Consider the following 13,294-nt stretch of genomic DNA (forward strand, 5'->3'; position numbering starts at 1 on the left):
ACCTCGCCCGCACCCTCACCGATGCAGGAGCAGCCGCAATGCGGCCTGCGTTTCCTTCAGCAATGGCAGATAGCGCGCCTTCATCTCCGCCGCCGGGACGAGGGCGGCCGGCGCGCCGATATTGATCGCCGCGACGGTTTCGCCGCGATCGTTTTCAACGGGAACGGCGATCGAGCAGAGACCGATTTCCAGCTCCTGATCGATGATGGCGTAACCTTCGGCGCGCACGCGGCGGAACTCGGCGATGAGCTCCTCTGGGTCGGTCTTGGTCTTCGCAGTGTTCTGCTTCAATTCGCTGCGGGCGAGAACGGCGCGAGCCTCGCTTTCGGGAAGGGCGGCCAGCAGCACCCGGCCCATCGAGGCGCAATAGGCCGGCAGGCGACTGCCCGGGGTGAGGTTGATCGACATGACGCGGCGCTGCGAGGCACGGGAGATATAGACGATCTCGGTGCCGTCGAGCACCGAGGCCGAGGCGCTTTGGCCGGCTCTTTCCGAGAGATGGTCGAGATGCGGCTGCAAGAGCGCCGGCAGCGGGGTGGCGGCGAGATAGGCATGGCCGAGCCTGAGGATCTTCGGCGTCAGGGTGAAGAACTTGCCGTCATAATCGGCATAACCGAGCTCGGCGAGCGTCAGCAGCGAACGGCGCACCGTGGCGCGGTCGAGATCGGTGAGCTTCGAGGCCTCGGCGATCGACAGCCGCTGCCGCGTCTCGCCGAAGGCCTCGATGACTTTCAGGCCGCGGGCAAAGCCGCTGACGAAATCGGTTTCGCGCATATTGAGTCTCCCCTCGGTTTGTTTCATTTTGTGCGATATACGAACAAATGTCAAATAGCGCACAAAATCCCTTGCCCCGCCAGCGGCCGCGTTTTATCCCTGATGTCAGGACGGGCTGAGGAGATCCCAATGGACAAGACAGTCGCGAGCACGGCAGAGGCCGTCTCCGAGATCGGCGACGGTGCGACCGTCATGATCGGTGGTTTCGGCGGCTCCGGCGCGCCGATCGAACTGATCCATGCCTTGATCGACAAGGCTCCAAAAAACTTGACTGTCATCAACAACAATGCCGGCAACGGCCGCATCGGCATCGCTGCAATGATTGATGCCGGCCTGGTCCGGAAAATGATCTGCTCGTTCCCGCGCTCGTCGGACCCGCGCGCCTTCACCGAAAAATATCTGGCCGGCGAGATCGAGCTGGAACTGGTGCCGCAGGGAACGCTTGCCGAACGCATCCGCGCCGGCGGGGCAGGCATTCCGGCTTTTTACACGCCGACAGCCTATGGCACCGAACTGGCGGAGGGCAAGGTCATCGCCGAATTCGACGGCCGTCATTACGTGCAGGAGCGCTGGCTGAAGGCGGATTTCGCGATCGTCAAAGGCGAGATCGGTGATGTCCACGGCAACCTCACCTACAAAAAGGCCGGCCGCAACTTCAATCCGCTGATGTGCATGGCGGCGCAAAAGACCATCGCCCAGGTCTCGTCGATCGTGCTGGCCGGCGGCATCGATCCCGAGCATGTGGTGACCCCCGGCATCTTCGTCGACCACGTCGTCGCCGTTGCCAATCCGCAGCAGGAAGAAGAGCTCATTCGAGCCGGAGTGGCCTACGTATGACCGTCGATACCAGAGAAGACATCAAGCTTTCCAACGCGCAGATCGCCTGGCGCGCCGCCCAGGATATCGCCGACGGCGCCTATGTGAACCTCGGCATCGGCTTTCCCGAAATGGTCGCCCGCTATCAGCCGCCCGGCCGCCAGGCGATCTTTCATACCGAAAACGGCATCCTGAATTTCGGCGAGCCGCCGGCCGAGGGCGAGGAAGACTGGGACCTCATCAACGCCGGCAAGAAGGCGGTGACGCTGAAGCCGGGTGCTGCCTTCTTCCATCACGCCGACAGCTTCGCCATGGTGCGCGGCGGCCATCTCGACGTTGCCATCCTCGGCGCCTATCAGGTTGCCGAGAACGGCGACCTCGCCAACTGGCGGGTGGGCAGCAAGGGCGTGCCTGCTGTCGGCGGCGCCATGGATCTGGTGCACGGCGCCAAGCAGGTCTGCGTCATCACCGAGCACGTCACCAAGACGGGCGAGCCGAAGCTGGTGGAAAAGTGCAGCTTCCCGCTGACCGGTGTGGCCTGCATCACCCGCGTCTACACCAGCCACGCCGTCATCGACATCGTCGACGGACGTTTCGTCCTGCGTGAGAAGCTGGCTGCGATGTCTGAGGAGGAATTGCAGGCGATGACCGGCGCGCGGCTGCATATCGAGGGGCCGGTTGCCGACCTCATCGTTCCGAAGCTCTGAAGGGAAAGCCATGACCGAAGCTTTTATCTGCGACTATGTCAGAACGCCGATCGGCCGTTTCGCCGGCGCGCTTTCGCAGGTGCGCGCCGATGATCTCGGCGCCGTCCCGCTGAAGGCGCTGATGGAGCGCAACGGCGCGGTCGACTGGGAAGCCGTCGACGACGTGATTTTCGGCTGCGCCAACCAGGCGGGCGAGGACAACCGCAATGTGTCGCGCATGTCGGCGCTGCTCGCTGGTCTGCCGATTGCCGTTCCGGGCACGACGATCAACCGGCTCTGCGGCTCCGGCATGGATGCGGTGATCACTGCGGCCCGCGTCATCCGCGCCGGCGAGGCGGAGCTGATGATAGCTGGCGGGGTCGAAAGCATGTCACGGGCGCCCTTCGTCATGCCGAAGGCCGAGACGGCCTTTTCCCGGGCCGCCGAGATCCACGACACCACGATCGGCTGGCGTTTCGTCAACCCGCTGATGAAGAAGCAATATGGCGTCGATTCCATGCCGGAGACCGGTGAGAACGTCGCCGAGGACTATCATGTCAGCCGCGAGGACCAGGATGCCTTTGCGGTGCGCAGCCAGGCGAAGGCAGCGGCGGCGCAGGCAAGCGGAAGGCTGGCGAAGGAGATCACCTCGGTGACCATCCCGCAACGCAAGGGCGATCCGGTTGTCGTCGACAAGGATGAGCATCCGCGCGCGACGACGATGGAAGCGCTGGCGAAACTCGCCACACCTTTCAAGAGGGAAGGCGGCACGGTGACGGCAGGCAATGCCTCCGGCGTCAACGATGGCGCGGCCGCACTGATCGTCGCTTCGGAAGCCGCGGCGCGAAAATACCGCCTGACGCCGATCGCCCGCATCCTCGGCGGCGCCTCGGCCGCCGTTCCGCCACGGGTGATGGGCGTCGGGCCGATTCCCGCCTCGCGCAAGCTGATGGCCCGGCTCGGCATGACCCAGGAAAAGTTCGATGTCATCGAGCTCAACGAGGCCTTTGCCAGCCAGGGGCTGGCGGTGCTGCGCGCGCTCGGCATTGCCGATGACGACGAGCGGGTCAACCGCAATGGCGGCGCCATCGCGCTCGGCCATCCCTTGGGCATGTCAGGCGCTCGCATCACCGGCACGGCGGCGCTCGAGCTTCAAGAGACCGGCGGTCGATATTCGCTGTCGACCATGTGCATCGGTGTCGGGCAAGGGATCGCGATCGCGCTCGAAAGGGTTTGAGCGCGCCGTTGCGCGCCGCGGCCAGCTTCGATAGAAACCTGGCATGCTGATCCGACCTGCAAACAGCGACGACCGAAGTGCCATCTGGAGGATCATCGGCCCGACGATCCGTGCCGGCGAGACCTATGCGCTCGACCGCGATCTCTCGGAAGCCGATGCGCTCGCCTACTGGATGGGGCCGGACCGCGAGACCTTCGTCGCGGAAGAGGGCGGCGGCATCCTCGGCACCTATTACATCAAGGCCAATCAGGCCGGCGGCGGGCGCCATGTCTGCAATTGCGGCTATATGACCGATCCCGCAGCCGGCGGCCGTGGCGTCGCCCGCCGCATGCATGAACATTCGCTGGAGCATGCCCGCACCAGGGGCTTCCGGGCTATGCAGTTCAACTTCGTCGTCAGCAGCAATCGCCGCGCCGTTGAGCTCTGGCAATCGCTCGGCTTCGACATCGTCGGCCGGCTTCCCGGCGTCTTCCTCCATCCCACGCAAGGTTATGTCGACGCACTGGTGATGTTTCGAACTCTGTAGGACCGTACGGAAAAAGATCTGAGGGCGGTGTCGAAATCGCAGCGCTCCAAACGTCATTGATCGTAGGCGAGATGCGGCAAGCCGGCCGCATCGTCGCGATCACTGTCGGCATGGAGGTTGGAAGCCATGAGAGTTCCCTATCGTTGGGTCATCGTCGCCGTCGGCGCTTTGATGTCCTGCGTGGCAATCGGCGCAATGTTCTCGCTGGCGATTTTCCAGGAGCCGATCGCGAGCGCCACCGGCTGGTCGCATGTCGGCATTGCCAGCGCGATGACGCTGAACTTCATCGTCATGGGTTTCGGCGGCTTCCTCTGGGGTGCAGCCAGCGACCGCTTTGGTCCGCGGATCGTGGTGATGTTCGGATCCGTGCTGCTCGGTCTGGCGCTGGTGCTGGCGAGCCGTGCCGAGACGCTCACGCAGTTCCAGCTGACCTACGGCATGCTCGTCGGATTGGCCGCCAGCGCCTTTTTCGCGCCGATGATCGCGGCGACGACCGCCTGGTTCGACGTCAATCGCGGGCTTGCCGTGTCGCTCGTTTCCGCCGGCATGGGCGTCGCGCCGATGACGATCTCGCCATTCGCGCGCTGGCTGATTTCCGCCTATGAATGGCGGCCCGCGATGTTGATCATCGGCGTTGCCGTATGGGTGCTGCTGCTGCCGGCTGCCCTGCTGGTCCGGCGCGCGCCTGCCGAGACCGCCGATGCCGGCACCGAGTTTGCCGTGAAAGGCGCCCGGCCTCAGCTGTCGAAGGTCTTCCGATCGCCGCAATTCATCGTACTCGGCCTGACCTTCTTTGCCTGTTGTGCGGCCCATTCCGGGCCGATCTTCCACATGGTGAACTATGCGACGATCTGCGGCGTCGCTCCGATGGCCGCCGTCAGCATCTACAGCGTCGAGGGCCTGGCGGGGCTAGGCGGCCGGCTGCTTTATGGCAGCCTTGCCGACCGGATCGGCGTGAAGCCGGTGCTCGTCGCCGGCTTGCTGGTGCAGGCGGCGGCACTCGCGACCTACCTGTTCGTCAGCCAACTCGGCGAATTCTACGCACTCGCCATCATTTTCGGCAGTGCCTATGGCGGCGTGATGCCGCTCTATGCGGTCCTGGCGCGGGAATATTTCGGCCAGCGCATCATCGGCACCGTGCTCGGTGCGGCGACGATGCTCTCCAGCCTCGGCATGGCCTTCGGCCCCCTGATCGGCGGCTGGATCTTCGACACTTTCGCCAATTATTCCTGGCTGTTCATCGGCTCCGCCATGGTCGGGCTGGGTGCGGCGGCGGTAGCGCTGGCGTTCCCGCCGCTGGCTCGCGATAAGCCGCAGCCGGCGTTCGGAGTGTCTTCGTGAGTTGGCGAATCCTGGGAGCATAGGTCGCCCGAGGATCGATCATTAGGAGAAATCCGACACGAAGCCTTGCATCGTCGTGTTCAGCCGCCCGAGGATCGTCAGCAGGATCTGCTGCTTGCGGGCGCGCCGGGCGGCCGCGGACGTCATGTCGACGTCGAAGATCGCCGAGAACGTTGCGCGGTTTGAAACGTTGAAGAAGCAGAGGCCGCTCAGCGTCATATGGATTTCCATCGGCGTAACGACCTGATGGAAAAGTTCCTTCTGATATCCGAGACGCAGGCATTGATCGATGCGTTGCAGAATCGGCCGGTGCAGTTCGCCGACCAGCGAAGAAGCCGTCAGGTACTTTGCTTCGTTGAGATTTTCACTGACGATCAATTTGACATATGTGGGATGATCGAAGTGAAAATCGAAGCAGAAGTCCACGAGGTTCTTCAGCGACTGGCGGGGATCGTCCTCCCCGAGATTGACCTTCGCCTCGGCGACGCGGATGCGCGCATAGGCATTTTCGAGCACGGCGACGTAGAGCTTCGCCTTCGAATTGAAATAGTAATAGATCATTCGCTTGCTGCGGCGGGTCTTCTGCGCGATGCTGTCGATCGTCGTGCCGGCGAAACCGCGCCGGGCGAACTGGTCCTCCGCTGCCTCGAGAATATCGGCGCGGGTCTGATCGGGATCGTTGGAGCGCTGCTGCCGCTGATATTTTTGCGTCGCTTGCGACTTGGCGGATTTACCCCCACTTTCAGCCATGGTTCCTCACTGACCAGCCAAATGTAATCGCCCTTATCGCGACCTTTGGCCCGCTTTGCAAGTATGGTCGTCCCCGAACATTCCGAAAGCTCTCCTCCGATCCAATTCCTTTGAGTGCTGGATTCTCCTGCAGCATCTTTCGCAATTTTGAACCAGTTCGAACATTTTAGGAGTGACAAAATTATCGCTGCCGGTCCAAAAAAATGTACAAAACAAAACTCAAAATTAACAAGACACGCGCATAAATCCCTGAATTAAATCGGATTATAGGGCAAATCAGTTAACCTGGCCGAGGAGTTGACAGATATTCGATCATCTGACTATCTTTGTACCAAGATGAACATTTGGACGCAGGCGCCTGGGATGGAGAAGGCGCTTGCGGCTCGGGAGGGGCTCACGGTGAGCTATCAATTCGACTTCAGCGTCATTTTCGACGCGTGGCCTCGGCTTCTCTATGGATGCTGGCTGACGCTTGCGATCTCGACCAAGGCAATGGCGATGGGCTTTGCCATCGGCCTTCTCTGTGTTGCCCTGCGCCGGACCGGGTTCGGGCCGTTTGTCTGGCTCGTGAAAGGTTTCATCGAGATCATCCGCAATACCCCCTTTCCGGTTCAGGCCTTTTTCATCTATCTCGGCCTGCCGTCGATCGGCGTCAGACTGGCGCCCGATACGGCCGCTGTCGTGGCACTCGGTCTTAACGGCGGCGCTTATGCCGCCGAGATCATCCGCGGCGGGGTGGAATCGATCCACCAGGGCCAGGTCGAGGCAGGCCGCGCGCTCGGCCTGAACGGTTTCCAGGTGTTCCGCTACATCATCCTGCGGCCGGCGTTGCGCGTCAGCTTTCCCGCACTCGCAAGCCAGTTCATCCTGTTGATGCTGACCTCCAGCGTGGTCGCCTCGATATCGGCAATGGAGCTGGCCAGCATTGGTCAGGAGCTGGAATCGACGACCTTTCGCAGCTTTGAGGTCTACCTGACCCTGACCGGACTTTACCTCGGAATGTCCGCCATGCTGACGGGCCTCTTCGCCGCAATCGAGCGCGGCCTTCTCTCCTATCCGACACGGTGACGGCAATGGTTCAGACACTCGGCCTCAACCAGATCATCATCCTGCTCGAAGCTTTCCGCTGGACGATCCTGCTCGCAGCCATCGCCTTTGTCTGCGGCGCCGGCGGCGGGCTCTGCATCGCCCTGATCCGCACCGCGCCGTTGCAGGCGCTGCGAGGCGCTGCGGCAGCCTTCATCATCGTCTTTCAGGGCACGCCGCTGCTGATGCAGCTCTTTGTGATTTATTACGGCCTGCCGCTGATCGGCATCACGGTCAATGCCTGGATCGCGGTGGCCGCCGGCCTGACGCTGCATGCGAGCGCCTATCTCGGCGAAATCTGGCGCAGCACCATCATGGCGCTGCCGAAGGGGCAGGACGAGGCGGCCAGGGCGCTCGGGCTCGGATACCGGAGCCGTATCGTCTACGTCATCCTGCCGCAGGCGCTGCGGATTTCGCTGCCGAGCACCGTCGGCTTCCTTGTGCAACTGGTCAAGGGCACGTCGCTTGCCGCAATCATCGGCTTCACCGAGCTGACGCGCGCAGGCCAGATCGTGTCCAACGCGACCTATCAACCGCTTATCGTCTTCGGCCTCGTCGGCGCGCTTTACTTCGCGCTGTGCTGGCCGCTGTCGCACTTCAGTTTCCAGCTGGAAAAACGCTTTGCGAGCGCCCGCTAACGCGCGCAGGGGATCACGCTAAAGGGCAAGGAGGAAGCCTAATGATCAAGAATACCAATATGTTGAGGAAAGCCTGGGGGGCTGTGGGGGCAATCGGCCTTGGCCTTTTCGTCGCATTCGGCGCCGGCCAGGCCGATGCGCAGAGCTTTGCGGAGCTGAAGGCGAACGGCAAGATCGTGATCGGCATTCAGGGCGAGAATCCGCCGTGGGGGTTCGTCGACGAAAGCAATCAGAGCGCCGGCTTCGATGCCGATTTCGCCAAGCTTCTCGGCGAGGAGATCGGGGTGCCGGTCGAGTTCAACCGCGTTGCCGTCGCCAACCGTATACCGACCTTGATGACCAACAAGGTCGATGCGCTGATTGCCGTGATGGGCATGTATCCCGACCGCGCCAAGGTGGTGCAGTTCACCAAGCCCTATTCGGCGATCGACATCATACTGCTCGCCAAGCCGGAGACAAACATCAAGGCGCCGGAAGACCTCAAGGGCCTGCGGATTGCAGTTGCCCGCTCCTCGGCACAGGATACGCAGGTGACCAAGAATGCTCCGCAAGGGGCGACGATCCAGCGCTTCGATGACGATGCCACCGCCATCCAGGCCTTTCTTTCCGGTCAGGTCGACGCACTCGGTGCCAACAACACTTACTTCCTCAGCATCGCCAAGATCGCGCCTGACTTCAAATTCGAAAAGAAACTGCAGTTCAACCGGCAATATAACGGCATTTCCGTGCGCCCGGGCCAAAAGCAGTTCGTCGAAGAGTTGAACGCCTTCATCGACAAGGTTCGCGCCGACGGCCGCCTCGAGAAGATCTACCAGAAATGGCTTGGCCAGGACACGCCCGACTTCCCGGATTCGCTGCCTGACATCCCGTTCGCCGTTCAATAACCAAGCAGATGAGGAAGACGCCGTGAATACGATGGCGAAAATTACGGACAATGCCACTGCCGATCCAATGATCGTCATGGAAGCCGTGGACAAGTATTACGGCGCCTTCCATGCTCTGAAGAGCATCAACCTGACGGTGAGGCAGGGCGAGAAGGTCGTTCTCTGCGGTCCGTCCGGCTCAGGGAAATCTACACTTATCCGCTGCATCAACTATCTCGAGAACTTTGCCGGCGGCCGGGTTGTCGTCGATGGCATCGAGTTGAAATCCGGCGCCTCGATCGACGCTATCCGGCGTGAGGTCGGTATGGTCTTCCAGCAGTTCAATCTCTTCCCACACATGACGGTTCTGAGGAACTGCATGCTTGCGCCGATGAAGGTGCGTGGGATGAAGGCGACGCAGGCGGAAGAGGTCGCGCGCGCCTATCTCGAGCGTGTGCGCATCTCCGATCAGATGCATAAATATCCGGCGCAGCTTTCCGGCGGCCAGCAGCAGCGCGTGGCGATTGCCCGCGCGCTCTGCATGGATCCCAAGGTGATGCTCTTCGACGAGCCGACTTCCGCCCTCGATCCCGAAATGGTCAAGGAGGTGCTCGACACCATGGTCTCGCTCGCCGGCGAAGGGCGAACGATGATCTGCGTGACCCACGAAATGGGCTTTGCACGCGCTGTGGCCGATCGCGTGATCTTCATGGCGAACGGCGAAATCATCGAGGAGGCGCCTCCCGAGGAATTCTTCACCGCACCCCGGAACGAGCGCACCCGCGCCTTTCTCGGACAGATTCTCGGGCACTGAGCGGGACGAGGCCTTTGCTTCGACGGCGACACGCGCTCGAAATATCTCGAAAAAGCCGTTGGCAGACTGTCGCCTCGCGCGCGCCTGCAGACTTCATGTGACTGAAACGGAATGGTTGAAAGCATGACAAATATATCCATCGGCGTCATCGGCGCGGGCCTGATCGGCCGCAAGCACATCAAGAAGACCATCGAGCATCCCGATTTCGAGCTTGCCGGCATCGCCGACCTCGATCGCGATGCAGTCTCGGCGCAATATCCCGGCATCGCGGTCTTCGAGGATTACAGATCATTGCTCGACCAGGCGCGGCCGCAGGCGGTCATCATTGCTTCGCCCAATCAGAGCCATGCGTCGATCGGCATAGAATGCGCACGTCTCGGGATCGATATGCTGATCGAAAAGCCGGTCACAGATACGCTCGAAAGTGCTGCCGATCTGCTTCTGGAGGTGCGCGCAAACAAGGTCCGGACACTTGTCGGCCACCACCGCCGCCATCACGATCAGGTCAAGACGCTGAGGCGCCTGCTCGGGGACGGATTGATCGGCAATCTTGTCGGGGTCTCCGCCATCTGGGCGGCCTACAAGCCGGATGATTATTTCCGTATCGCGCCGTGGCGCACCCAGTCGGGCGGCGGTCCGATCCTGATCAACCTCATCCACGAGATCGATTTCCTGCGCTACACGGCCGGCGAGATCCGCGGCGTCAGCGCCATCTCCTCAAGCCGCCAGCGGCAATTTCCAGTCGAGGATACGGCCGGCGCCCTGCTCGAATTCGACGCAGGCTGCATCGGTACCGTCTTTGCGAGCGACAGTGCTGTTTCGCCCTGGACGACCGAACAGGGCGTCGGTGAAGCGGTCGAATTTCCGTTCAGCGGAGAAAGCAGCTACCGCTTCGTCGGCAGTCGCGGTTCGCTGGAATTCCCGAGCCTGGTCCATTGGGCGCAGGCGGATGGCGGCCAGAACTGGAACAGGCCGATCCAGTCGCAGCGGCTTTTTGCAAGCTCCATCGATCCTTACCGCGCCCAGCTCGACCATTTCCGCGATGTCGTCCTCGGCAAGGCGGAATCCTTGCTCACCGTCGAGGATGGCGCGCGAACGCTGATCGCGACGCTTGCCGTGGCCGAGGCTGCCGCATCGGGAAGGAGGATCGATCTCGATAATCGTTACGAGGCGCTCGCCGCCGGGAAATACCCACCGGCCTCCCAAGATACGAATCCAAGGAAAGCATCCTGACATGAAACCGATCTTCGTTCTCAATGGGTCCAACCTCAATCTGCTCGGCCAGCGGGAGCCGCATATTTACGGCAGGACGACGCTCGCGGATATCGAAACCATGTGTCATGGAAGCCCTGCAGGGCAAAAGCATGGGGTCGTCTTCCGGCAGTCCAATCACGAGGGTGCCTTGATCGACTGGATCCATGAGGCCCGCCACGCCGCCGACGCCATCGTCATTAATGCCGGCGCCTATACCCATACATCGCTTGCGATCCATGATGCGCTGAAGACCTTCGAGGGCCCGATCATCGAGCTGCACATCACCAACGTGCATCGGCGCGAGAGTTTTCGCCACCACTCCTACATTTCCTTTGCGGCGACCGGTGTGATCTGCGGCCTCGGGCCGGATGGCTATGAGCTCGCACTCGAGGCGGCCGCGCGGCTCGTCGCCAAGACGATGACGACTTGACGCGTATCGGAAGGATCACGCCGATGAAGACATCGATAGCGACCGTCTCGCTGAGCGGCGACCTCAGCGACAAGCTGGAGGCAATCGCCAAGGCCGGTTTCGACGGGGTGGAGATTTTCGAGAATGATTTGCTGATCTTCGACGAGAGCCCGAAGGAGGTCGGCCGCATGGTGCGCGATCTCGGCATGGAGATCACGCTGTTTCAGCCGTTCCGCGACTTCGAAGGCATGCCGGAGCCGTTGCGCAGCCGTACCTTCGACCGGGCGGAGCGCAAGTTCGACATCATGCAGGAGATGGGCACCGACCTGGTGCTGGTCTGTTCGAACGTCTCGCCGGCCGCTCTCGGCGGTCTCGACCGGGCGGCGGCCGATTTTCACGAACTCGGTGAGCGCGCCGCCAGGCGCGGCCTGCGCGTCGGCTACGAGGCACTTGCCTGGGGCCGTCACATCAACGATCACCGCGATGCCTGGGAGATCGTCCGGCGGGCCGATCATCCGAATATCGGCCTGATCCTCGACAGTTTTCATACGCTGTCGCGCAAGATCGACGTCAACTCGATCCGCTCGATCCCGAAGGAGAAGATCTTCATCATCCAGCTCGCCGATGCGCCGCTGATCGACATGGATCTGCTCTACTGGAGCCGGCACTTCCGCAACATGCCGGGTGAAGGCGACCTGCCGGTGCTCGACTTCATGAAGGCGGTCGCCGCCACCGGTTATGACGGCTATCTGTCGCTGGAGATCTTCAACGACCAGTTCCGCGGCGGATCTGCCAATGCCATTGCCGTCGATGGCCGCCGCTCGCTGATCTATCTCGGCGATCAGGTCAAGCGCCAGCAGCCGGAGAGCGCCCTGCCGGTGCCGGTGATGCCGCCGCGCGCCAAGGTCGAGGGCATCGCCTTCATCGAGTTCACCGCCGACGAGGACGAGGCGGCGGCGCTCGAGGCGCTGTTTTCAAGCCTCGGCTTCCGTAAGGCGGCCAGGCACAAGAGCAAGCAGGTGACGGTCTTTCGCCAGGGCGCGATCAATCTCGTCGTCAACACCGAACGCAAGGGTTTTGCCAGCGCCTCCTATGCCGTGCACGGCACCTCGGCCTATGCCGCCGGGCTGATGGTCGACGATGCCAAGGCGGCGCTGCAGCGCGCCGTCGCACTCGGGGCCGAACCCTTCGAGCAAGCGCCCGATGCCGGCGAGATCGAGATGCCGGCGGTGCGTGGCGTTGGTGGCGGTGTCCTCTATTTCCTCGACCGACAGAGCGAGCTTGCCCGCATCTGGGAGATCGAATTCGATGCGATCGACGACGATGCCGCGCTGCAGCCGGCCGGGCTGCAGTCGATCGACCATATGGCGCAGACGATGAAGTACGAGGAACTGCTGACCTGGCTGCTCTTCTACACCTCGCTCGTCGAGGCCGAGAAGACGCCGATGGTCGATATCGTCGATCCCTCCGGCATCGTCCGTAGCCAGGTGGTGGAGAATGTAGAAGGCTCGCTGCGCATCACCATGAACGGGGCGGAAAACCGCAACACGCTCGCCGGCCGCTTCATCGCCGAGACCTTCGGCTCCGGCATCCAGCATCTCGCCTTCAGGACCGACGACATCTTCGCGACCGCCGCCGCCCTTGCCGCCAACGGCTTCGTCTCGCTTTCGATCTCGCCGAACTATTATGACGATCTCGAAGCCCGCTTCGGCCTCGATGCCGAATTCGCCGAACGCCTCAAGGCCAACAACATCCTCTATGACCGCGACGAGGCCGGCGAATATTTCCAGCTCTACAGCCCGACCCATGGAGAGGGACTGTTCTTCGAGATCGTCGAGCGGCGCGGTTACCGCGGCTATGGCGCCGCCAATGCCATCTTCAGGATTGCCGCGCTGAGGAAACATTTAAGGCCGCCGGGACTGCCGGCGGTCGCGAAGGTTCGCCGTGACTTGCACCCCTGAATTTCCCACCGGCAGTGCATGGCGGTGTCGGTCGGACCTCTCATGCAATTCTCGCCTTTTCGTGCGTTGCTCTTCGCCGATTTCGGCTGATAGACTTCCCGTGCCTGTTTCATCACCTATGTCCTTGGTTTCTCGGGAG

Annotated in this window: 14 protein-coding genes; 12 read left to right on the forward strand and 2 right to left on the reverse strand. The window is 62.1% G+C overall.

The window, feature by feature from the left end; all coding sequences use genetic code 11:
* Positions 1-15: 15 nt before the first annotated feature.
* Positions 16-774, reverse strand: a complete 759-nt coding sequence (locus tag EFR00_RS07200; RefSeq protein ID WP_077989718.1) for an IclR family transcriptional regulator domain-containing protein — start codon at positions 772-774, stop codon at positions 16-18.
* 129 nt (positions 775-903) lie between these two features.
* Here EFR00_RS07200 and EFR00_RS07205 point away from each other — a divergent pair, with 129 nt between their 5' ends.
* The 5 genes from EFR00_RS07205 to EFR00_RS07225 all read left to right on the forward strand — a co-directional run bounded on the left by EFR00_RS07205 (position 904) and on the right by EFR00_RS07225 (position 5,380).
* Positions 904-1,611, forward strand: coding sequence for a 3-oxoacid CoA-transferase subunit A (locus EFR00_RS07205; protein ID WP_077989717.1), 708 nt, complete (start codon positions 904-906; stop codon positions 1,609-1,611).
* The gene (locus EFR00_RS07210) at positions 1,608-2,297 is read left to right on the forward strand and encodes a CoA transferase subunit B (protein WP_040141038.1); all 690 of its coding nucleotides are present in this window, start codon (positions 1,608-1,610) and stop codon (positions 2,295-2,297) included. The genes EFR00_RS07205 and EFR00_RS07210 overlap by 4 nt, the downstream gene beginning before the upstream one ends.
* 10 nt (positions 2,298-2,307) lie before the next feature.
* Positions 2,308-3,513 carry a 3-oxoadipyl-CoA thiolase gene (gene pcaF / locus EFR00_RS07215; RefSeq protein ID WP_077989716.1) on the forward strand — a complete coding sequence of 402 codons (1,206 nt, stop codon included), beginning with the start codon at positions 2,308-2,310 and terminating at the stop codon, positions 3,511-3,513.
* Positions 3,514-3,556: 43 nt separating this feature from the next.
* Positions 3,557-4,039 carry a GNAT family N-acetyltransferase gene (locus EFR00_RS07220; RefSeq protein WP_077989715.1) on the forward strand — a complete coding sequence of 161 codons (483 nt, stop codon included), beginning with the start codon at positions 3,557-3,559 and terminating at the stop codon, positions 4,037-4,039.
* 126 nt (positions 4,040-4,165) lie between these two features.
* On the forward strand, positions 4,166-5,380 hold the full coding sequence (locus tag EFR00_RS07225) for an MFS transporter (protein WP_077989714.1): 1,215 nt from the start codon (positions 4,166-4,168) through the stop codon (positions 5,378-5,380).
* 42 nt (positions 5,381-5,422) lie between these two features.
* On the opposite strand, the gene EFR00_RS07230 is transcribed toward EFR00_RS07225, so the two are convergent.
* Positions 5,423-6,130, reverse strand: coding sequence for a TetR/AcrR family transcriptional regulator (locus EFR00_RS07230; RefSeq protein ID WP_051649946.1), 708 nt, complete (start codon positions 6,128-6,130; stop codon positions 5,423-5,425).
* Between the two features lie 399 nt (positions 6,131-6,529).
* Here EFR00_RS07230 and EFR00_RS07235 point away from each other — a divergent pair, with 399 nt between their 5' ends.
* From EFR00_RS07235 to EFR00_RS07265, 7 genes are all read left to right on the forward strand, one after another.
* Positions 6,530-7,198: an amino acid ABC transporter permease gene (locus tag EFR00_RS07235; RefSeq protein ID WP_040111647.1), complete on the forward strand. Its 669-nt coding sequence runs from the start codon at positions 6,530-6,532 to the stop codon at positions 7,196-7,198.
* A 5-nt stretch (positions 7,199-7,203) separates the two neighbouring features.
* Positions 7,204-7,854 (forward strand): amino acid ABC transporter permease, encoded by a 651-nt coding sequence (locus tag EFR00_RS07240; protein WP_040141044.1) that lies wholly within the window; start codon positions 7,204-7,206, stop codon positions 7,852-7,854.
* 41 nt (positions 7,855-7,895) lie between these two features.
* Positions 7,896-8,738 (forward strand): transporter substrate-binding domain-containing protein, encoded by an 843-nt coding sequence (locus EFR00_RS07245; RefSeq protein ID WP_040111410.1) that lies wholly within the window; start codon positions 7,896-7,898, stop codon positions 8,736-8,738.
* 31 nt (positions 8,739-8,769) lie between these two features.
* Positions 8,770-9,531 carry an amino acid ABC transporter ATP-binding protein gene (locus tag EFR00_RS07250; RefSeq protein WP_164519062.1) on the forward strand — a complete coding sequence of 254 codons (762 nt, stop codon included), beginning with the start codon at positions 8,770-8,772 and terminating at the stop codon, positions 9,529-9,531.
* Between the two features lie 123 nt (positions 9,532-9,654).
* The gene (locus tag EFR00_RS07255; RefSeq protein ID WP_077989779.1) at positions 9,655-10,764 is read left to right on the forward strand and encodes a Gfo/Idh/MocA family protein; all 1,110 of its coding nucleotides are present in this window, start codon (positions 9,655-9,657) and stop codon (positions 10,762-10,764) included.
* Between the two features lies 1 nt (position 10,765).
* Positions 10,766-11,215: a type II 3-dehydroquinate dehydratase gene (gene aroQ, locus EFR00_RS07260; protein ID WP_077989713.1), complete on the forward strand. Its 450-nt coding sequence runs from the start codon at positions 10,766-10,768 to the stop codon at positions 11,213-11,215.
* Positions 11,216-11,238: 23 nt separating this feature from the next.
* The gene (locus EFR00_RS07265; protein WP_077989712.1) at positions 11,239-13,155 is read left to right on the forward strand and encodes a bifunctional sugar phosphate isomerase/epimerase/4-hydroxyphenylpyruvate dioxygenase family protein; all 1,917 of its coding nucleotides are present in this window, start codon (positions 11,239-11,241) and stop codon (positions 13,153-13,155) included.
* Positions 13,156-13,294: the final 139 nt, after the last annotated feature.

It is taken from the genome of Rhizobium sophoriradicis (genome assembly GCF_003939025.1).
Classification (GTDB): Bacteria; Pseudomonadota; Alphaproteobacteria; order Rhizobiales; family Rhizobiaceae; genus Rhizobium; species Rhizobium sophoriradicis.

Coding starts and splice junctions, on each gene's coding strand:
- EFR00_RS07255 (WP_077989779.1), top strand. CDS start 9,655: ATGACAAATATATCCATCGGCGTCATCGGCGCGGGCCTGATCGGCCGC.
- EFR00_RS07225 (WP_077989714.1), top strand. CDS start 4,166: ATGAGAGTTCCCTATCGTTGGGTCATCGTCGCCGTCGGCGCTTTGATG.
- pcaF (WP_077989716.1), top strand. CDS start 2,308: ATGACCGAAGCTTTTATCTGCGACTATGTCAGAACGCCGATCGGCCGT.
- EFR00_RS07210 (WP_040141038.1), top strand. CDS start 1,608: ATGACCGTCGATACCAGAGAAGACATCAAGCTTTCCAACGCGCAGATC.
- EFR00_RS07230 (WP_051649946.1), bottom strand. CDS start 6,130: ATGGCTGAAAGTGGGGGTAAATCCGCCAAGTCGCAAGCGACGCAAAAA.
- EFR00_RS07245 (WP_040111410.1), top strand. CDS start 7,896: ATGATCAAGAATACCAATATGTTGAGGAAAGCCTGGGGGGCTGTGGGG.
- EFR00_RS07205 (WP_077989717.1), top strand. CDS start 904: ATGGACAAGACAGTCGCGAGCACGGCAGAGGCCGTCTCCGAGATCGGC.
- EFR00_RS07265 (WP_077989712.1), top strand. CDS start 11,239: ATGAAGACATCGATAGCGACCGTCTCGCTGAGCGGCGACCTCAGCGAC.
- EFR00_RS07220 (WP_077989715.1), top strand. CDS start 3,557: ATGCTGATCCGACCTGCAAACAGCGACGACCGAAGTGCCATCTGGAGG.
- EFR00_RS07240 (WP_040141044.1), top strand. CDS start 7,204: ATGGTTCAGACACTCGGCCTCAACCAGATCATCATCCTGCTCGAAGCT.
- aroQ (WP_077989713.1), top strand. CDS start 10,766: ATGAAACCGATCTTCGTTCTCAATGGGTCCAACCTCAATCTGCTCGGC.
- EFR00_RS07200 (WP_077989718.1), bottom strand. CDS start 774: ATGCGCGAAACCGATTTCGTCAGCGGCTTTGCCCGCGGCCTGAAAGTC.
- EFR00_RS07250 (WP_164519062.1), top strand. CDS start 8,770: ATGGCGAAAATTACGGACAATGCCACTGCCGATCCAATGATCGTCATG.